At 61.7% G+C, this 19,212-nt stretch carries 22 protein-coding genes; 10 read left to right on the top strand and 12 right to left on the bottom strand.

What is annotated here, in order from left to right:
- Positions 1-25 precede the first annotated feature (25 nt).
- The gene (locus tag OSJ75_RS04475) at positions 26-328 is read right to left on the bottom strand and encodes a BolA family protein (RefSeq protein WP_250019909.1); all 303 of its coding nucleotides are present in this window, start codon (positions 326-328) and stop codon (positions 26-28) included.
- Positions 329-474: 146 nt separating this feature from the next.
- Between OSJ75_RS04475 and OSJ75_RS04470 the strand changes: the two genes are divergently transcribed.
- The 4 genes from OSJ75_RS04470 (at position 475) to OSJ75_RS04455 (ending at position 5,113) form a co-directional block, all read left to right on the top strand.
- A complete protein-coding gene (locus tag OSJ75_RS04470; RefSeq protein WP_250019908.1) occupies positions 475-1,125 on the top strand; it encodes a J domain-containing protein in 651 nt (216 codons plus the stop codon).
- Positions 1,126-1,214: 89 nt separating this feature from the next.
- Positions 1,215-2,201: a cobaltochelatase subunit CobS gene (cobS, locus tag OSJ75_RS04465; RefSeq protein ID WP_250019907.1), complete on the top strand. Its 987-nt coding sequence runs from the start codon at positions 1,215-1,217 to the stop codon at positions 2,199-2,201.
- Between the two features lie 18 nt (positions 2,202-2,219).
- Complete coding sequence (gene cobT / locus OSJ75_RS04460) at positions 2,220-4,109, top strand: cobaltochelatase subunit CobT (protein ID WP_250019906.1); 1,890 nt, start codon at positions 2,220-2,222, stop codon at positions 4,107-4,109.
- Entirely contained in the window at positions 4,106-5,113 is a 1,008-nt protein-coding gene (locus OSJ75_RS04455) for an esterase-like activity of phytase family protein (protein ID WP_267227084.1), read from the top strand. The genes cobT and OSJ75_RS04455 overlap by 4 nt, the downstream gene beginning before the upstream one ends.
- On the opposite strand, the gene OSJ75_RS04450 is transcribed toward OSJ75_RS04455, so the two are convergent.
- Positions 5,086-5,736 (bottom strand): queuosine precursor transporter, encoded by a 651-nt coding sequence (locus OSJ75_RS04450; protein WP_267227083.1) that lies wholly within the window; start codon positions 5,734-5,736, stop codon positions 5,086-5,088. The genes OSJ75_RS04455 and OSJ75_RS04450 overlap by 28 nt on opposite strands.
- A 78-nt stretch (positions 5,737-5,814) precedes the next feature.
- Positions 5,815-6,114: a 50S ribosomal protein L28 gene (rpmB, locus tag OSJ75_RS04445; RefSeq protein ID WP_250019902.1), complete on the bottom strand. Its 300-nt coding sequence runs from the start codon at positions 6,112-6,114 to the stop codon at positions 5,815-5,817.
- Positions 6,115-6,396: 282 nt separating this feature from the next.
- Here rpmB and OSJ75_RS04440 point away from each other — a divergent pair, with 282 nt between their 5' ends.
- The gene (locus OSJ75_RS04440; RefSeq protein WP_267227082.1) at positions 6,397-7,188 is read left to right on the top strand and encodes a DUF3108 domain-containing protein; all 792 of its coding nucleotides are present in this window, start codon (positions 6,397-6,399) and stop codon (positions 7,186-7,188) included.
- Positions 7,189-7,260: 72 nt separating this feature from the next.
- Positions 7,261-8,088: a DMT family transporter gene (locus OSJ75_RS04435; protein ID WP_250019955.1), complete on the top strand. Its 828-nt coding sequence runs from the start codon at positions 7,261-7,263 to the stop codon at positions 8,086-8,088.
- Positions 8,089-8,102: 14 nt separating this feature from the next.
- Here the strand turns inward: OSJ75_RS04435 and OSJ75_RS04430 are convergent, their stop codons facing one another.
- Both OSJ75_RS04430 and gloB read right to left on the bottom strand, forming a co-directional pair.
- Positions 8,103-8,552, bottom strand: coding sequence for a cupin domain-containing protein (locus tag OSJ75_RS04430; protein ID WP_267227081.1), 450 nt, complete (start codon positions 8,550-8,552; stop codon positions 8,103-8,105).
- Positions 8,552-9,322 (bottom strand): hydroxyacylglutathione hydrolase, encoded by a 771-nt coding sequence (gene gloB / locus OSJ75_RS04425; protein ID WP_267227080.1) that lies wholly within the window; start codon positions 9,320-9,322, stop codon positions 8,552-8,554. The genes OSJ75_RS04430 and gloB overlap by 1 nt, the downstream gene beginning before the upstream one ends.
- 111 nt (positions 9,323-9,433) lie before the next feature.
- Here gloB and OSJ75_RS04420 point away from each other — a divergent pair, with 111 nt between their 5' ends.
- Positions 9,434-10,192 carry a class I SAM-dependent methyltransferase gene (locus OSJ75_RS04420; RefSeq protein ID WP_267227079.1) on the top strand — a complete coding sequence of 253 codons (759 nt, stop codon included), beginning with the start codon at positions 9,434-9,436 and terminating at the stop codon, positions 10,190-10,192.
- A gap of 23 nt (positions 10,193-10,215) precedes the next feature.
- Here OSJ75_RS04420 and metW read toward each other — a convergent pair whose 3' ends face one another.
- Positions 10,216-10,830 carry a methionine biosynthesis protein MetW gene (gene metW / locus OSJ75_RS04415; protein WP_250019893.1) on the bottom strand — a complete coding sequence of 205 codons (615 nt, stop codon included), beginning with the start codon at positions 10,828-10,830 and terminating at the stop codon, positions 10,216-10,218.
- Positions 10,827-12,008, bottom strand: coding sequence for a homoserine O-acetyltransferase MetX (gene metX, locus OSJ75_RS04410; RefSeq protein WP_250019891.1), 1,182 nt, complete (start codon positions 12,006-12,008; stop codon positions 10,827-10,829). Before metX ends, metW begins: the two co-directional genes overlap by 4 nt.
- A 178-nt stretch (positions 12,009-12,186) precedes the next feature.
- On the opposite strand from metX, the gene hisC reads away from it, so the two are divergent.
- Together hisC and OSJ75_RS04400 are read left to right on the top strand one after the other, a co-directional pair.
- Positions 12,187-13,293, top strand: a complete 1,107-nt coding sequence (gene hisC, locus OSJ75_RS04405; protein ID WP_267227078.1) for a histidinol-phosphate transaminase — start codon at positions 12,187-12,189, stop codon at positions 13,291-13,293.
- A gap of 3 nt (positions 13,294-13,296) precedes the next feature.
- Entirely contained in the window at positions 13,297-14,223 is a 927-nt protein-coding gene (locus OSJ75_RS04400) for a prephenate/arogenate dehydrogenase family protein (protein ID WP_267227077.1), read from the top strand.
- A 10-nt stretch (positions 14,224-14,233) separates the two neighbouring features.
- On the opposite strand, the gene OSJ75_RS04395 is transcribed toward OSJ75_RS04400, so the two are convergent.
- Positions 14,234-15,286, bottom strand: coding sequence for a DUF2125 domain-containing protein (locus OSJ75_RS04395; protein ID WP_267227076.1), 1,053 nt, complete (start codon positions 15,284-15,286; stop codon positions 14,234-14,236).
- A gap of 31 nt (positions 15,287-15,317) precedes the next feature.
- On the opposite strand from OSJ75_RS04395, the gene OSJ75_RS04390 reads away from it, so the two are divergent.
- Positions 15,318-15,845 (top strand): gamma-glutamylcyclotransferase, encoded by a 528-nt coding sequence (locus OSJ75_RS04390; RefSeq protein ID WP_250019885.1) that lies wholly within the window; start codon positions 15,318-15,320, stop codon positions 15,843-15,845.
- A 9-nt stretch (positions 15,846-15,854) separates the two neighbouring features.
- Here the strand turns inward: OSJ75_RS04390 and OSJ75_RS04385 are convergent, their stop codons facing one another.
- The 4 genes from OSJ75_RS04385 to ftsE all read right to left on the bottom strand — a co-directional run bounded on the left by OSJ75_RS04385 (position 15,855) and on the right by ftsE (position 19,171).
- Positions 15,855-16,655: a lysophospholipid acyltransferase family protein gene (locus OSJ75_RS04385; protein ID WP_267227075.1), complete on the bottom strand. Its 801-nt coding sequence runs from the start codon at positions 16,653-16,655 to the stop codon at positions 15,855-15,857.
- A gap of 81 nt (positions 16,656-16,736) precedes the next feature.
- Positions 16,737-17,384, bottom strand: coding sequence for a YdcF family protein (locus tag OSJ75_RS04380; protein WP_267227074.1), 648 nt, complete (start codon positions 17,382-17,384; stop codon positions 16,737-16,739).
- Between the two features lie 136 nt (positions 17,385-17,520).
- Positions 17,521-18,519: a cell division protein FtsX gene (locus OSJ75_RS04375; protein ID WP_250019880.1), complete on the bottom strand. Its 999-nt coding sequence runs from the start codon at positions 18,517-18,519 to the stop codon at positions 17,521-17,523.
- Positions 18,512-19,171 carry a cell division ATP-binding protein FtsE gene (ftsE, locus tag OSJ75_RS04370; RefSeq protein WP_256473233.1) on the bottom strand — a complete coding sequence of 220 codons (660 nt, stop codon included), beginning with the start codon at positions 19,169-19,171 and terminating at the stop codon, positions 18,512-18,514. The genes OSJ75_RS04375 and ftsE overlap by 8 nt, the downstream gene beginning before the upstream one ends.
- Between the last annotated feature and the right edge of the window lie 41 nt (positions 19,172-19,212).

Genomic DNA, 19,212 nt, shown 5'->3' with positions numbered 1-19,212 from the left:
AGCCGCAAGCGTGGTCTCGCTCGACCTAGCGCCGTGCCGCCTCGTCCGGCGCCGATGGCTCCAGCGCCAGCGCATGCACGGTTCCCTTGAGCTCGTCCTCTAGAACCTTGTTGATGGAACGGTGGCGCTCGACACGCGACATGCCTGAAAAGGCTTCCGCGACAATCCGCACACGAAAATGCGTTTCGCCCGAGCCGTCGAATGTGGCATGATGCTCGCCGTCGGAATGGTGGTGGCCAGCGTGAAGATGGCTTTCATTGATCACGGCCAATGAAATCGGATGAAAAGCCTTCGTCAGTTTGTTTTCGATGGCTGACTGTGTGGACATTTCGCTCTCCTGCGCCCATATGGTAGTTTCACTTGGCAAATCCGAACATGATCACAAATTTACCGCCATTTCAGGCGTTAGGTTGAACCATGGGCAAATGTCAATTGTTGTGTCCTTAACCAATCAGGCAGCGATCCTCTGAATAGATGACTTCGAACTCGAAATATTTTGACAGTATCCGAATCCGCCCCAAAAAGGCAGAGGAGGAGAAATCACACAAGCATATCTGCCAGTGGGACGGCTGCGACAAGCCGGGGCCGCACCGCGCGCCTGTCGGACGCGAAAAGGAGGGCGAGTTCTTCCATTTCTGCATCGATCACGTACGCGAATACAACAAGGGCTATAATTACTTCTCCGGATTGTCGGATGTCGAAGTGGCGCGCTACCAGAAGGAAGCGCTGACCGGCGACCGTCCGACATGGACCGTTGCGGGCCTGCCGGGGAGCGGCGCCGGACCGAGCGCCCGATCCGCCAGCGCCGGCGGCACCGGCAAGGCATCGCCGGATTTCTCCAAGATGCGCTCCGGCCGGGCAGCCTACCAGAACCGCTTCCGCGACCCGAACAGCGTGTTCGGCGGCGTGCGGACTCACGTGCGCAAATTGAAGCCGCTCGAATCAAAAGCGCTGGATACGCTCGGGCTCGGTGCAAAAGCTACTGGCGAAGACATAAAGTCGCGCTATAAAGAACTTGTGAAGCGCCATCACCCGGACGCCAATGGCGGTGATCGGGCTTCCGAGGACCGTTTCCGTGACGTGATCCAAGCCTATCAATTGCTCAAGACGGCCGGTTTCTGCTAACCACGCTCGGGCTGAATTCGAAACCCTTCGGGGTTTTACGACTGTGACTATCTTTATGCGTCTGCGCCCGCAGTCGCGCAGGAGGCATGATGAACAAGGTTGATCGCGATATTGCGAATTTGCCGGATACGACGGTTTCCGTTGCCGAAGTGTTCGGCTTCGATTCTGACATGCGGGTGCCCGCCTACAAGGCCGGTGATGCCTATGTGCCGGAGATCGATCCCGATTACCTGTTCGACAAGCAGACGACGCTCGCCATTCTCGCCGGCTTCGCCTTCAATCGCCGGGTCATGGTTTCAGGCTATCACGGCACCGGAAAGTCGACCCATATCGAGCAGGTGGCGGCACGGCTCAACTGGCCCTGTGTCCGCGTCAATCTCGACAGCCATGTCAGCCGTATCGACCTCGTCGGCAAGGATGCGATCGTCGTCAAGGAAGGCATGCAGATCACGGAATTCCGCGACGGCATCCTGCCCTGGGCCTATCAGCACAATGTGGCGCTGGTATTCGACGAATACGATGCCGGGCGTCCGGACGTCATGTTCGTCATCCAGCGCGTGCTGGAATCGTCGGGCCGCCTGACCCTGCTCGACCAGAGCCGCGTCATTCGGCCTCACCCGGCTTTCCGCCTGTTCGCCACCGCCAACACGGTCGGCCTTGGGGATACGACCGGCCTTTATCACGGCACCCAGCAGATCAACCAGGCGCAGATGGACCGCTGGTCGATCGTGACCACGCTGAACTACCTGCCGCATGACAATGAAGCGGCCATCGTTGCGGCCAAGGCGAAGCATTACCAGAACAAGGAAGGCAAGGAGATCGTCTCCAAGATGGTGCGTGTCGCCGACATGACCCGCGCCGCCTTCATCAATGGCGATCTCTCGACGGTGATGAGCCCGCGCACGGTCATCACCTGGGCCGAAAACGCGGACATCTTCAAGGATGTCGGCTTCGCCTTCCGCCTGACCTTCCTCAACAAATGCGATGAGCTGGAGCGGCCGATCGTCGCTGAATTCTACCAGCGCGCCTTTGGCAAGGAACTGCCGGAATCCACCGCCAACGTGGTGATGGCGTAGTAGGAATATCGGGATAACATGGCGGGACCCGGAGACAATTCACGAGCGACTGCGAAGGGTTTGGTCGACGCCGAGCCGTTCAAGCGCGCCGTCACGGCCTGTGTTCGCGCCATCGCCGGCGATCATGAAATGGAAGTCGCCTTCAGCAATGACAAGCCGGCGCTGACGGGTCATCGTGCCCGGCTCCCCGATCTGCCGAAGCGGCCGAGCGCCAATGATATAGCCGTCACGCGCGGCATCGGCGATTCCATGGCGTTGCGCCGTGCCTGCCATAATGACCGGATTCACGCCACGCTCGCGCCGGAAGGCAAGCAGGCGCGCGCCATTTTCGATGCGGTCGAACAGGCGCGGGTAGAGGCGATCGGCTCGCTGCGCATGGATGGCGTGGCCGAGAACATCACCTCGATGCTCAGCGACAAATATGCCCGGGCGAATTTTCCGGCGATCACCGACAAGGACGAAGCGCCGCTGGAAGAGGCGATAGCGCTTCTGGTGCGGGAGAAGCTGACGGGTCGCAAGGCGCCGGAAACGGCCGGCAACGTGCTCGATCTCTGGCGCGACTGGATCGAGGAAAAGGCTGCCACCAAGTTCGAGCACCTTTCCGAGAAGATCAACGACCAGAATGCCTTTGCCCGCGTTATCCGGGAAATGCTCGCATCGATGGAAATGGCCGAGGACCTGGCGCAGGACAGCCAGGAGGACGAGAGCCAGGACAATGATGACGATGCCCCCGAGCCCGAGGAGAACAATGAGGGCGGCTCGGAAGAAGAGCAGGGCAGCGATTCGTCCGAAAATGACGATTCCGAGAATGCCAGCGACGACAGCCAGGCCGGCGAAACGGAAGCGGCGGAAGCATCCTCCGACGACATGGATGATGATTCCGATGCGGATGCCGAGATTCCGGGCGAGGCGCGCCGGCCCAATCCACCCTTCTCCAATCTCGGCGCGGAGAGTGGTTACAAGGTCTTCACCCAGGAATTCGATGAGATGACCGATGCGGAAGAGCTCTGCGACGAGGCGGAGCTTGATCGGCTGCGGGCTTTTCTCGACAAGCAGCTCGCCAATCTTTCCGGTGTCGTCGGACGGCTCGCCAACCGGCTGCAGCGCCGGCTGATGGCCCAGCAGAACCGTTCCTGGGATTTCGATCTGGAGGAAGGATATCTCGACTCTGCCCGGCTCGTGCGCATCGTGATCGATCCGACCCAGCCGCTTTCATACAAGCAGGAGCGCGATACGGATTTCCGCGATACGGTGGTGACGCTCCTCATCGACAATTCGGGCTCCATGCGTGGCCGGCCGATCACGGTCGCTGCGACATGTGCGGATATCCTGGCGCGGACGCTTGAGCGGTGCGGCGTCAAGGTCGAGATATTGGGCTTCACGACGAAGGCCTGGAAGGGCGGGCAGGCGCGCGAGGCCTGGCTGGAGCGCGGCAAGCCCGCGACGCCCGGGCGGCTCAACGATCTGCGGCACATCGTCTACAAGCGCGCCGACGCGCCATGGCGGCGGTCGCGGCGCAATCTCGGCCTGATGATGCGCGAAGGGCTGCTGAAGGAAAACATCGACGGCGAAGCGCTGATCTGGGCTCACCAGAGGCTGCTGGCGCGTCCCGAGCAACGGCGCATCCTGATGATGATCTCGGATGGCGCGCCGGTCGACGATTCGACGCTGTCGGTCAATCCGGGCAATTACCTGGAGCGGCATTTGCGTGCGGTGATCGAGGAGATCGAGACGCGTTCGCCTGTCGAACTGATCGCGATCGGCATAGGCCATGACGTGACGCGCTATTACCGCCGCGCCGTCACCATCGTCGATGCCGAAGAACTTGCCGGCGCCATGACCGAGCAGCTTGCTTCGCTCTTCGAGGAGCAGGAGCAGCGGGCCGCCAGGAAGTATGGCAGCCGGTGAGCCGCAAGCGGCTGCATTTCTCGATCCTGTTGATGTGTTCGCTCGCGCTCGATATCAGCGCCTGCGCCAGCGAAACCGATGTCACGCCGCTGGACGTTCGGTCGGCGACGTTCAGCCAGTTCCGCATCGGATCGGCCGAAACGCGCTTCGGTCCGCTGGAGTTCGTCGGCGGGCTGGAGTTGCGCGCCAGCAATGATGATTTCGGCGGATTTTCCGCCTTCCGCTATCTCGACGCCGGCCGCAGCTTCGTCGGAGTGACGGATACCGGTTTCTGGTATGCCGGAACAATGCAGCGCGACGGCGATGGCAGGCCTGTTTCAGTCGCGGATTTCCGGCTGGCACCCATACGCAGCGGCGAGGGCGACGCGGTGCGCGGCAAGCGTAATGGCGATGCGGAAGGGCTCGATGTAAGCGATGGAATCGCCATAATTTCCTTCGAACGCAATCATCGTATCGCCGAATATGCGCTGGACCTCGATAAATTCGCCTCCACGCCGGTCACATTGCCGCTGCCGATACCGCGCCACGAGCTGCGCACGAATCGCGGCATCGAGACGGTGGCGGGATCGCCAGCGGCCAGCCCGCTCGAAGGTGCGCGGATCGCCGTCAGCGAAATGAGCCTCAATGCCGCCGGCGACATGTTCGGCGCCGTGCTGGAGGGGCCGCGAAAAGGCGTCTTTTACGTGGCTCGCCGCGACGATTTCGACATCAGCGACGGCGATTTCCTTCCGAACGGTGATCTTGTGCTGCTGGAGCGCAAGTTCCGTGTCATCAGCGGCGTCTCAATTCGTCTGCGGCGGATCGCGGCGGACGATATCCGGGCGGGTGCAACCTTGCAGGGAACGACCATGCTGGAAGCCGATCTGCGCTCGCAGATCGACAATATGGAGGGGCTCGACATATGGCAGGCCGAGGATGGAAGCACGCGTCTGTCGATGATCTCGGACGATAATCGTTCGATCGTGCAGCGCAATCTCTATCTTGAGTTCCGGCTGGCGGAATAGATCGCCGGCGCGAAAATCGCCAGGATGGCGCCATAGGGCACCAGCATGACCACGGCCATGACGATCTTCACCACCAGGTCGCCGAGGCCGAGAGACGCCCAAAGCGGTATTTCCTGGCCGAGAAAAGGTACGGGCATCGCCAGCGAGGAATCCGGTTGCCCGGTCATGGCGTCGATCCAGGCGAAGCGCGCGGCGAAGGCGATGGAGAAGAACAGCAGCGTGTCGAGCATCGAGCCGACGATGGCGGAGGCGAAGGGCGCCTTCCACCAGGAGAGCTGCCGCAGCCGGTTGAACACGGTGATGTCGAGGAGCTGCGCCGTGAGGAACGCCGTGCCTGAGGCAACGGCGATGCGCGGCGTTGCCAGCCAGATCGACAGGATGACGGCGATGGTGAAGCCGGCATAGACGACGCGTCTCGCGAAGGTCGGGCCAAAGCGGCGGTTGGACAGGTCGTTGACGAGAAACGCTATCGGATAGGTGAACGCGCCATAGGTCAGGATCTGGCCGAGGCCGAAATGATCGAACGGGAACTGGACCAGGAAGTTCGACGCGGCGACGACCGCGCACATGGCGATGACCGGAAGAATATAGTCAGACTGGGTATAAGCGCGGGAAACCGGCATTTTTTTATCCTGGGTAATGGAACCAGCAATAAGGCCAGCGCGTGGCTGGCCTTCGAACGAGCGTGAAGTGTCAGCCTATCAAGCGGCGACAGGAGCCTCGAGCAGCTTCTTGGCGATCTGACGCTTCAAGAGGCGGGCGCGCTGCGAAAGTTCCTTCTCGTCAGCCTTGACGAGGAAGGCATCGAGGCCGCCGCGATGCTCGACGCTGCGCAGGGCATTTGCCGAAACGCGCAGGCGGAAGCTCTGTCCGAGGGCTTCGGAGATAAGCGTGACATGGCACAGGTTTGGCAGAAAGCGGCGGCGCGTCTTGTTGTTCGCGTGGCTTACATTGTTGCCGTACTGTACCGATTTGGCGGTCAATTCACATGTGCGGGACATTTTGGTCTCACCTTCAAATTTCGTTACCAGGCCGTCCGAATGTCTCGTTGAACCATCGCACGTTGCCATGCAGCGGCGCGCTATCGGACAGGCGGCCTTTTGGGAAGTCGCGTTTCTATAGTGATATGAGGCTTCTGCGTCAAGTCTGCTTGTGTTTTATTGCGAGCCGGTTGGCGGCAATAACGCATCGATGCTTGAGTTTAACACAACTTTGCCCGCATTCTACCCATGAGTGGGGGCAGGGATGAACACGCGCCACGCCGTGGCTGCAGGAAAAGAGCCATGAATCTTCGCTTGAATCTCACTTTCACGCTGATGCTCGCAGTTTTCATGCCGAGCGGCGCCCATGCGGAGCAACCGCGCGCGTACAAGGCGGATTATCGTGTCTCGCTTTACGGGTTGTCGATCGCGGAGGCGAGTTTTTCGACAGATCTCGCGCCCGACGGGGCCTTTAAAGTCAAGGGACACCTGTCGAGCTCGGGCATAGGCAGCCTGTTCGACGATACCAGCGGTACGCTGGACGTAGAAGGCCGCATCGGCAAGTCAGGGCCCGTGCCTGGCAATTACGTCGTCAAATACAAGCATGGCAACAAGGACAAGAGCACGACGATCGCCTTCAACAATGGCGATGTCGCCAACACCGTCAACGTGCCGCCGGTCAGGAAGAAGGGAAAATGGGTGGATTTGAAGCCCGAAGACCTGCGATCGGTGTTCGATCCCATTTCCGGCGTGATGGTCGTAACGGACGATTTGAACAAGATATGCAACCGGACGCTGCATCTTTATGACGGCCAGACCCGCGTCGATCTCGTGCTTTCGGCCAATGGAGGGCCGAAGCCCCTGGACATTAAGGGCTTCAAGGGGCAATCGATCGATTGCGCCGCCAAGTTCGTCCCCATCTCCGGTTACCGTTCTGACCGCAAGGCAATCGAATATCTGAAGAACAGCAGCAAGATCGGCCTCACCTTTGCATCGTTCGGCAACTCCGCTATCTATTCGCCCGTGCAGGCGTCGATCGGCACGCGAATCGGTACGGTCAAGGTTGCTGCGACCCGTCTCGAAGTTCTGAAATAGGCGGGCCGCCGGGCCCGCCTTCGATTGTGGAGGGGGCAATTGGCGACGATAATCGGTTTTCTGGCAATCATCATGTGGGCGATGCTTGCGCTCTTCACCGATGTGTCGGGCAAGGTGCCGCCTTTCCAGCTGACGGCCATGACATTCGCAATCGGTTCCTGCCTTGGCCTGGTTTCATGGCTCTGGCGGCCCGGCGCTGCGCGACATCTGCGCCAACCGGCAAAGGTGTGGCTGCTCGGCGTTGCAGGCCTGTTCGGCTATCACTTCCTTTATTTTACCGCGTTGCGCAATGCGCCCGCCATCGATGCCAGCCTCATCGCCTATCTCTGGCCGCTGTTCATCGTCGTCGGTTCGGCGCTGATGCCGGGCGAGCGGCTGCGCTGGTTCCATGTGGCCGGCACGCTGCTCGGGCTTGCCGGAACGGTGCTGATCATCACCAAGGGCGGCGGGTTCGGCTTCGATGCCCGCTATGGCTTCGGCTACGCCATGGCCGCCCTGTGTGCCCTGACGTGGTCCGGCTACTCGCTGCTGTCGCGGCGGTTTTCGCGGGTGCCGACCGATGCCGTAACCGGCTTCTGCATCGCTACCGCGCTGTTGTCGCTGATCTCGCACCTGCTGCTCGAACAGACGATCTGGCCCGAAGGGATCGTGCAATGGCTGGCGGTGCTCGGCCTCGGCCTGTTTCCGGTCGGAGCGGCGTTCTATGCCTGGGATTACGGCGTGAAGCACGGCAATATACAGGTGCTGGGCTCGTCGAGCTATGCCGCACCGTTGCTGTCGACACTGGTGCTGATCTTCGCCGGGGCGACCGAGCCGAGCTGGCGGATATTCCTCGCCTGCCTGCTCATCACGCTTGGCGCCGCATTGGCCGCCAAGGACATGCTGCTGAAGAGGCGCTAGCGGGAAGCCCGTTCTCAGTCCTTCGTCGAAGCCGGAGCCCAGCCGGGCTCGGCCATTTCGAATTGCGCGAAGTCGAAACCGGGCGCGACCGTGCAGCCGACGAGCGTCCAGGCGCCAAGGGAGCGGGCCATCTGCCAATGTCCCGCCGGAACGATGGCCTGCGGGCGCTCTCCCTCGAGAAGCGACATGCCCAGCCGGTGCGTTTCGGTGACGCCGTCGTCTGCGGCAATGGAAAGCAGCAGCGGCGCGCCGCCATACCAGTGCCAGGCCTCGGCTGCGTCCTTCACCCGGTGCCAGGCCGATACTTCGCCCTCTTCCAGAAGGAAATAGATGGCGGTGGAATGGCCGCGCCCGCCAACCGGCCACTCGGTGCGATTGTCACGGAAGGTCTGGACGTAACAGCCGCCTTCCGGATGCGGCTCCAATCCAAGTACGCGCTTGATGTCGTCGGCGGTCAGAGCCATCAGAAATTGTCCTTGCGCTTGCGGATCTCGGTGAATACCGCCTCGTCCGAGGCATGCTCCAGCTTCAGGTTGCGGCGGATGGCCGGATCATGCCAGCGCAGGAACGGATTGGTCGCCATCTCGCGCATGATCGTCGTCGGCAGCGTCGGCAGGCCGGCTTCGCGCAGGGTCTGGACTTCCCTTGCCCGTTCCTTGAGCGCCGAATTGTCCGGATCGATCGCGAGGGCGAAGCGGGCATTGCTCTCGGTATATTCGTGGCCGCAATAGACGGTAGTTTCGACGGGCAGGGCCACGAGCTTCTGCAGCGATCTGAACATTGTGGCGGGCGTTCCCTCGAACAGCCTGCCGCAGCCGAGCGAAAACAGCGTGTCGCCGGCGAACACCACCTTCGCCTCGGGCAGGAAATAGGAGACCTCTCCGGCCGTATGGCCCGGCGTCGAGATCACCTTGACGTCGTAATTGCCGAATTTGAACTGGTCGCCGTCCTTCACGGTGCGGTCGATGCCCGGAATCGAGGCCTTTTCTGCCTCGGGACCGATTATTTCGATACCGAAGCGCTGCTTGAGAGCGAGATTGGCCTCGACATGGTCGTTGTGATGATGCGTCGTCAGTATGTGGGTCAGCTTCCAGCCCCGCCGCTTCAAAGCCGCGAGGATGGCCTGTTCCTCCGGCGCATCGATCGCGGCGGTTAGGCCCGCGGCCGGATCATGGATGAGAACGCCGTAATTGTCGGTACGTGCCGGAAATTGTTCAATCTGCAAATCTGACATGCTGCTGCTCTGTTGGTTCTTCGGATGCAGGATAAGCAGGCCGCGCTCAATCGCAAGCTATTTGACCGGCCTTTTCTTGAAGTTGTCATTTCGCGTGCTACGGTGCCGCGCATGCATCTCGATATTATCGATCTACGTTCGTTCTACGCCTCGACGCTTGGGCATCTGGCCGAGCAGTCCATCACCATGGCGCTGGTTCCCTTATGGCCGAAGCTGCCCGGTGAACGGCTTGTCGGCCTTGGCTATGCCGTGCCCTATCTGGACAGGTTTCGGGGCGATACGGAACGCACCTTCGCCTTCATGCCGGCGGGGCAGGGTGCCGCGAGCTGGCCTCCCGCCGAGGCATCTTCCACCGCGCTGGTCTTCGAGGAGGAACTGCCGCTGCCCGATTCGGCGGTGGACAGGATCCTGCTCGTTCATGCGCTGGAACATGCGGAAGATCCCCGCGAGACGCTCAAGGAAATGTGGCGCGTGCTGGCGCCCAATGGCCGCCTCGTCATCATCGTGCCGAACAGGCGCGGCCTGTGGGCGCGGTTCGAACATACGCCGTTCGGCAGCGGCCGGCCCTATAGCCGAAGCCAGCTGACGCGGCTGCTGCGCGAGACGAATTTCACGCCCGGCCCGTGGAGCGAGGCGCTCTATTTCGCCCCGTCTTCGCGTCGCCTCATGATGCGGCCATCCGCATTGATCGAGCGCTTGGGCAGGCGCCTCTGGCCGATGTTCTCCGGGGTTCTGATCGTCGAGGCGCAGAAGCGGGTCTATCAGGGCCTGCCCGTCGCCAAGCGCTCGTCACGCCGCGTATTCGTGCCAGTCCTCTCGCCCCAGGGCACCGCGATGCGGCGCGAGAAGCAGGATCGACCGGCGCCCTAGCGCCTGAGGCAGGATCGGCGCCCTCAGCGCCGGAGCAGGAATACCGCCTGCTGGCCGAACAGGTTCCAGAAGCCCCACGGCATGTTGAATGCCAGCCGTTCGCCCATGGCGTTCAGCGCCACGGCGGCTTCGATGTGGGCGCCGATTTCCTTCGTCACGTCGACGAAATCGTTGATCGTGCAGAAATGGATATTGGGCGTATCGTACCAGCTATAGGGCAGGTCCAGCGTCACCGGCATGCGGCCGTTGACGGCCAGCGAGGCGCGCACGCGCCAATGGCCGAAATTGGGGAAGGAAACGATCGCCTTCCCGCCGATACGCAGCAGCTCGGTCAGGACATATTTCGGGTTTCGTGTCGCCTGCAGCGTTTGCGACAGGATGACATAGTCGAAGCCGGAATCGGGATAATATTTCAGGTCGCTGTCGGCATCGCCCTGGATCACCGACAGGCCGCGCGCAACCGATTCGTTCACGCCCTTCTGCGAAAGTTCGACGCCGCGGCCATCGACCGCCTTCGTCGTCTGCAGAAGCTCCAGCAGCTCGCCATCGCCGCAACCGACATCGAGCACGCGGGAACCCGGCTCGACGAGCGATGCGATGACGGTGAAATCGACGCGCGGGTGGCTGTTGACGCTCATATCGCCAGCCCTCTCGCACGTGCCGCGGAGCGGATGAAACCATTGATGGCGGAGAACATCTCCGGCTCGTCGAGCAGGAAGGAATCGTGGCCGCGATCGGATTCGATCTCGACGAACGAAACGAAAGCGCCTGCCGCGTTCAGTGCATGCGCCACGGTGCGGCTCTCGCTGGTCGGGAACAGCCAGTCGCTCGTGAAGGACACGATGCAGAAACGGGTCTTGGTCCCCGCAAACGCGTCGGCCAGCCGGCCATTATGCTCGGCCGCCAGGTCGAAATAATCCATGGCCCGTGTCATGTAGAGATAGGAGTTGGCGTCGAAACGATCGACGAAAGTCGTGCCCTGATGGCGCAGATAGCTCTCGATCTGGAAATCCGCGTCGAAGCCGAAGGTGACGCTCTGCCGGTCCTGAAGGTTGCGCCCGAACTTCCTGTGCAGGGCGGCCTCGGAAAGATAGGTGATATGCGCTGCCATGCGGGCGACGGAAAGCCCTTTGCGGGGCAGCGCGCCGGCGTCGAGATAGCGGCCATTGTTCCATTTGGGATCGGCCATGATAGCCTGGCGTCCGACTTCATGAAACGCGATGTTCTGCGATGAATGACGGGCGCCCGTCGCCAGCGCCACGGCCGAGAACACCCGGTCCGAATGGCTGGATGCCCATTCGAGCACCTGCATTCCGCCCATCGACCCGCCGACGACGGCAAAGAGCTGGTCGATGCCGAAATGATCCACCAGCATCGCCTGGGCTCGCACCATGTCGGCAATCGTGATCACCGGCAGGTCCAGCGCATAGGGCTTGCCGGTGGCAGGATTGATCGAGGCAGGACCGGTAGAGCCGAGGCAGCCGCCGATCACATTGGAGCAAAGCACGAAGTAGTGATCCGTATCGATCGGTTTTCCAGGGCCGACCAGCAGCTCCCACCAGCCGGGCTTGCCCGTCACCGGATGTTCATTGGCGACATGCTGGTCGCCTGTCAGGGCGTGGCAGATCAGGATGGCGTTGGATTTGTCTGCGTTCAGCGTCCCGTAGGACTGATAGGCGATGCGAAAGGGTGAAAGCTGCACGCCGCTGTCGAGCTGCAACGGCTTGTCGGCGCCGAACTCGACCACGGGGCTGTGGGGGTGCGTCGCTTCATTGTGCCGGCTGTTTGGAGCTGTGGGTCGTTCCGCTTTTGTCATTGTGCATGTATCTGGTTTTTCCGAGCGTAGCTATGGGGGTGCGGCCAGCAAAGTCAATGGCTTCTTTGAGTTCCGCCCGCCGCAGCCGATAGTAGCTCTCGACATATGGGCCGGGGAGCGGTATGTCCGCACGGTCCATTTTCCGCCAAACCCCGAAGACATGGGACAGATGAAAGCCATGACGACGACGCTCCAGCCCTTGCGACCGACCCCCAAAGCCGGACTGCTCGATATTGCAGCCTATGTGCCGGGCAAGGAGCATGCGCACGGGGTGGCGAAGGTCTACAAGCTGTCCTCGAACGAGACGCCGCTCGGGCCGAGCCAACATGCCGTCGAGGCATTCGCGGCGGCGGCGGCCAATCTCGAAATCTACCCGGACGGGCAGGCCACGGCGCTGAAGGAAGCGATTGCCGAAGTGCATGGGCTGAACACCGCCAATATTCTCTGCGGCAACGGGTCGGACGAATTGCTGGGACTGCTGTGCCAGACCTATCTTTCGCCCGGGGACGAGGCTGTCTACACCGAACACGGCTTCATGGTGTACAAGATCTACATCATGGCGGCGGGCGGTACGCCCATCGTCGCCAGGGAACGCAACGAAATGGCGGAAGTCGACGCCATTCTCGCTGCCGTGACGCCGCGTACGAAGATCGTCTTCCTGGCCAATCCCAACAATCCGACCGGCACCTACCTGCCGTTCGAGGAGGTCCGCCGGCTTCATGCCGGGCTGCCGAAGCACGTTCTCCTCGTGCTCGACGCGGCCTATGCCGAATATGTGCGCCGCAACGACTACGAATCCGGGATGGAGCTCGTTTCTTCGTTCGAAAACGTCGTCATGACGCGGACGTTCTCCAAGATCTACGGGCTTGCCGGATTGCGGATCGGCTGGATGTTCGCGCCGACACATGTGGTCGATGCGCTCAACCGCATTCGCGGCCCGTTCAACATGAATTCGGCGGCGATCAAGGCCGGGGCGGCAGCGATCCGCGACCGGGCCCATGTCGACAGAACCGTGGCGTTCAACGATGAATGGCGCGAATGGCTTACTGCCGAGCTGACGGCACTCGGCCTGCGGGTGACGCCCTCCGTCGCCAATTTCGTGCTCGTGCACTTCCCCGAGGCCGCTTCGAAATCCGCGGCGGCGGCCGATGAATATCTGACGAGCAAGGGCTATATCTTGCGCCGCGTCACGGGATACGGATTTCCGAACGCGTTGCGCCTTACCATTGGATCCGAAGAAGCAAATCGCGGCGTAGTCGCTGCACTCTCCGAATTCCTGAAGTAAACAATGTCCAAAGCACATTTCAACACCATCACCCTGATCGGCATCGGGCTGATCGGATCATCGCTGGCACGCGTCATCAGGCGCGAGGGGCTGGCCGAGCGCATCGTCATTTCCACGCGCAGCGAAGCCACCCTGGCGCGCGCCCGTGAACTCGGCCTCGGCGATGCCTACACCATCGACGGCGCCGAAGCGGTCAAAGATGCCGATCTCGTCATCATATCCGTGCCGGTCGGCTCGTCCGGTGCCGTTGCCAGGCAAATCGCCGGCAGCCTGAAGCCGGGAGCGATCGTCACCGATGTCGGCTCGACCAAGAGCTCCGTCATAGCGCAGATGCAGCCCGAACTGCCGGACAATGTCCATTTCATTCCAGGCCACCCGCTGGCCGGCACGGAGTATTCGGGCCCGGATGCGGGTTTTGCCGAGCTGTTCACCAATCGCTGGTGCATCCTCACACCCCTCGAAGGCACCGATCCCGACGCTCTCGCGCGCCTGCGCGCGTTCTGGGAGGCCTGCGGTTCGCGGCTGGACACGATGGACCCCGTTCATCATGACCGCGTACTGGCGATCGTCTCGCACCTGCCGCACCTCATCGCCTATAATATCGTCGGCACCGCCAGCGATCTCGAGGAAGTCACCAATTCCGAAGTGATCAAATATTCCGCTTCGGGCTTCCGGGACTTCACCCGGCTTGCCGCATCCGATCCGACGATGTGGCGCGATGTCTGCCTGCACAACAAGGATGCCATCCTCGAGATGCTTGCGCGCTTCTCGGAAGACCTTGCATCGCTGCAGCGTTCGGTGCGGTGGGGAGACGGCGAGGCATTGTTCGATCTGTTCACGCGGACGCGTGCCGTAAGGCGAGGCATCATCGATGCCGGCCAGGAAATCGATGCACCGGATTTCGGTCGGCAGAAGATAAATCCGAGCTGAGTCCTCGGAATCATACGGGGGGCAGGCGGCCGATGCGGATGAAACCGATCGACATCTTGCCCTCCTTGACGCTCAGGGGGAGCGTCGGCGAGCCGCTGGCGTCCCGGGGCATGAACGCCATTGCCTGAAGCGCCGACGAGATCGTGCGCTTCTCCTCGGGAAAGACGGCCTGCAGCGCCTGCGCCACGCGCTCGGCATTGCGCATCGTTATGTTGAACTCGCCGGTGATGCGTCCGTCTTCGGCGATGGAGAAGGGGCCGCTCACCACAAGGCCGCTGCCATCGGCAAGGCCGAGATCGACATTGCGCAGCACGCCACTCTGGCCGCGAAGGGCAGAAAGATCGCGCTCAGGCTTTCCAAGCAGCGCAAATCCATTGGCGAGCTGGATATCGGCCGAACCCGTCAGCTCGGGCAGGGGGCGATCGAACACCACATTGTCCGAAAGTTTCAGATTGGCGAAGGCAAGCGCCACATTCATCTCCGGCTCATTGGTCGAAAATGCCAGGCTGCCCTGCTTCAGGACCGCCAGGGGTGGCGTTTCTGCCGCCGCGCCGCGCTCCTTCACGACCAGATCGGCGCCCTCGACGGCTAGTTGCCGGGGCAATGGCTTGTCCAGCCGGACGTCGGAATTGAGTTTCGCCCAAACCACCTCCAGCGGCATCAATCCGGGCGCATCGATCGTGGCGGGGCCTTCGATATCGCTGACGATCCGCATCGGGTCGTTGATGCGAGCGGAGGCGTTGAGGCTGCCGGTCGCGATCGACAGGTTCTTCGCCTGATCGGCCCAAACGACGCGCGTGCAATGCAGGCCGAGCCGCAAGGGATAGCCGCTCGCATTGGCATTCTCGCAGGCGGCGTCGATGCCCCGCTCCTTGAAGGCCGCGAGATTGGTTGCCACGCGATTTTCGAGTTCGCGCGCGAAATAGAACCAGGCGCCGGTATAGATCACGGCCAATGCGACGAGGAAGGCCAGAATGTAGAGGACGAGCCTTCCTCGCTTGCGGTCGGTGTCGGCAGTGCTTGACGGCATGGTCCGGGCCTCGCTATCGGTCAGATGTGTCATTTGAGCTATCAGGTGAGCTATCAGGATGGATATGGGCGATTTTTGGGTCTTTGGCTACGGATCTCTTATGTGGAAGCCCGGCTTTGCACATGTCGAGACGCATCATGCTCGTCTGCATGGCTACCGCCGGTCGCTTTGCGTGCGTTCGCATGTGCATCGGGGCACGCCGCAGCGGCCCGGTCTCGTGCTCGGGCTGGATCGCGGTGGTTCCTGTCTGGGCATGGCCTTTCGTGTCCCGGGAGAACTGGAAGACGAAGTGGTGGCCTATCTGCGTGAACGCGAGCTCGTCACCCACGTCTATCTTGAGCGCAAGCTCGGCATTCGCCTGGCCGATGGCCGCAAGGTCGAAGCGCTGACCTACATCGTCGACAGGCAGCATGTGCAATATGCGGGATCGCTGACGGTCGAGGAGGCCGCGGCGGCAGTGCGCGGCTCGGTGGGGCAATCGGGCCGGAACGAGGACTACGTCCGCAACACGCTCGAACATATGCACAAGATGAACATCAGCGACCATTGGATGGAAGCCGTCGCTGCCGCCATGGATAGCCCCGGGAATTGAAGCTCCCGGCTACTGCGGAGCTCCGATATCGGTGACGCCAAGCTCGGCCAGACGCTTTATGGCGCTGGGCGGCATCGGCGGGGGATTGGGCGAGCGCGCCGCTTCGACCAGCAATTCATCGCACGCCGCCTCCGTGACCTCCGCCAGCTTTTTCAGGAAGGCATCGTTGTCGAGGCCGGGCTGGATCGGCGGCAGGATCTTGCAATGGATCACGCCCGGATGGCGCAGGAATTTGCGCCTCGGCCAGTAGAGCCCGGCATTGTGGGCGATGGGCAGCACGGGAACGCCGAGTTCGCCATAGATATGCGCTATGCCATATTTGTAGTTCGGCGGCGCGCCGGGGCTCGTTCGGGTGCCTTCGGGATAGATCATCAGCTGCCTGCCTTCCGCGACGGCCAGGCGCGCGCCGCGCACCGCCGCCTTCATGGCCGCCGAGCGCTTGCCCCTGTCGATCGGCACCATCCGCATCTTCTGCACATACCAGCCGAAGAGCGGTATCCACATCAGCTCGCGTTTCAGGATGTAGACCGGATCGGCAATGTGGGGCAGGAAAGCGTAGACGTCCCAGAAGGACTGGTGCTTCGGGGCGCAGATATAGGGACCAACCGGAATATTCTCCAATCCGTCGATCTTGATGTCCGTGCCCGCCAGCACCTTCTGCAGCCACAGATTCGAGCGCGCCCAGTTCTTCGGTATGGCCCAGGCACGCTTGCGCGGGCTGAGGAAGTAATAGGGCGTGAAGATGATCATCTGCACGATCAGATTGGCGTAGAAGAAGGTGTTGAAGAGAATTGATCGGATGATCGTCATGGAAATCCCGGAAGAGTGCTGATTGCTGCCCGCGGAGCCTGGGTGCGGCACAGCGTGAAGTGGATTTACCCTGATTTCTCGCTAGCGTCTAATTCTATGAACGAGGTCCAATGCAAATTGCGACCAGTTCTCCGGCAGGTAGGAGCGCGCGAGGGCGCCGACATATTTGACATATTCGACGAAAAGCACCCTTACGACCTGGCCGCGCGAAATCCAGTCGCCCTGGCGCAGATCCGTGTTGACGATCGGATAGGGGATGAACTCGATATCCTGGGACGCGCGGCCCAGTTCGACCATCGCGCGCGGTATGTGGTAATTGTTGGTGACGATGATGAGGCGCCGATAGCCGCGGGATGTCGCCCATTTGATGCTCTCTTCGGCGTTGCCGACCGTATCCAGCGCCGACCTGTCGATATCCACGCAGCATTCGAACAGTTCGGGGTCGCCGCCGGTGACGCGCTGCAGTTCGCTGCGCTTGGTCGAATAATGCACGCCGCTGATGAAGAGCCGCTTGCCATGGCCGGATTTCAGCAGGTCCAGCGCCCCCTCGATCCGCGAGTAACCGCCGGTGAGCACGACGATGCCATCGGCCGGCTGCGCCAGTTCAGGCACGTCGAGCGTCGTCACCCTGTCGCTGAAGATGACGAAACCGCCGATGAAGACGCCGATGACTCCGACAAGCAAGATGAAGATCACCGGAGCGACGCTGCGGCGCAGCAGTGAAAGCACCCGCTTTCCTCTGCTCTGGCGGCCAGGCTGTGGTCCGTTGCTGTCGTCGTTGCGGTCCATCTGCGCTGCAATTGCCTTGTTGGTGTAAATTCGGGAATGGCTACAATATCAATTGAAATAAGGTTCTAATGGACGCCTACCCATCATGGCTTTCACCCATGCGCCCGTCAATCTGGCGCAGATGAGCAATGACCGTCATTCTTGTCGTAATCATGGTTAGAACACTGACGGCAAGTATGATGAGGATGACGCCCGTATAGCCGCCAGAGCCGATCGAGAAATTGCCGAACAGCGCTGTCGCCTGGTCGGCCTCGGGCGTGGCGAGATTGCGCGAGGACCACCAGCCGATGATCAGGAAGATCAGCATTGCCAGCGCGCCGCCGCAAAGCGCGCCCTTTAGCGCGGTCCAGAAGAAGTGCCGTTCGAACTGGCGTGCCACGAATTTCTGGTCCGCGCCGATGAAATGCAGCACTTCGATGATGTGACCATTGCCTGCCATGGCTCCGCGCGTGGCGAAGATCACCGTCAGCACGGTGGCGGCGAGGACGAGGGCAAGCACCCCGGTGCCGATCAGCACCGTGGAACGGGCCATGGATACCAGCCGATCGACCCAGTTGCGGTGGTCGTCGAAGCTGGCGGCCGGTATTTCGCCGACGAGGGCAGCCCGGAGCGCGCCGAAATCCGGCGGCGTTTCTTCATCGAGGCTGACGATCACCAGGCGGGGGACTGGAAGCTCATCGAGGTCGAGCCCGGTTCCGAGCCATGGCTCCAGCAGCCGCGAAGTCGCCTCGCGATCGACGATACGCGTCGCGGTGACGCCGGCGAAGCCCTGGGCGATGGCACTGGCGCGATTGAGCATCTCGTCCATGTCCTGCCCCTCGACGGGCCGGATCTGGATCGTCGCTTCGGTCGATATCTGGCTTTGCCAGGTCGCCGCGGTCGATTGCACCAGGCTGACCGCCCCGATGGTCAGGCAGGCGAGAAAGGTCATGATGGCGATGACGATCATCAGCGCATGGCCGACGACATTGCCGGCCGGCACGATTGGCGCCTGGCCGCTGCCCTGCCGTAGGCGCTGGTAGAGCACGGCCGCGAGATCGACCGCCCGGTCCTTCAGTGCGGCGGCATCAATCATAGATGTCCAGCCTTCCCTGATCGAGGATCATGCGGCGCGCGTTGATCTGGTCCATCAGGGTCAGGTCGTGCGTGGCTATGACGACGGCGGTGCCGGAACGGTTCAACTCGCCGAAGAGCCGCAGCAGCCGCCGGGCGAGCGGCGGATCGACATTGCCGGTGGGCTCGTCCGCAAGAAGGATCTCCGGCTGGTCGATGAGCGCGCGGGCAATGGCAGCGCGCTGCTTTTCCCCACCGGAAAGCACAGGCGGCAGGACGTGCATGCGTTCGCCCAGCCCCACCCAGTGCAGAAGTTCCTCCACCTCCGCCCGGTAGGTAGCCTCCTCCTTGCCGCGCACGCGCAGGGGAAGGGCTATGTTCTGGTAGGTGGTCATATGGTCGAGCAGCCGGAAGTCCTGGAAGACGACGCCGATGCGCCGCCGCAGGAGTGGCATTTCCTTCGAAGAGATCGTCGCAATGTCCTTGCCGAAGACGGTGATCATCCCGCGCGTCGGCTTCAGCGACATGAACAGAAGCCGCAACAGCGAGGTCTTGCCCGCTCCGGATGGTCCGGTCAGGAACTGAAAGGATCGCGGTGAAATGTGGAGGCTGACATCGCGCAATACCTCCGGGCCCATTCCATAGCGCAACCCGACATTTTCAAAACGAATCAAGTGTTGAATTCCATTGCCATCGTGACGCTGTTTTATTCAGG

The sequence above is a fragment of the Phyllobacterium sp. 0TCS1.6A genome, from assembly GCF_026420825.1.
Taxonomy (GTDB): domain Bacteria; phylum Pseudomonadota; class Alphaproteobacteria; order Rhizobiales; family Rhizobiaceae; genus Phyllobacterium.
The sequence above is the reverse complement of the archived record's forward strand: the minus strand, read 5'-3'. Positions and strand labels throughout refer to the sequence as shown.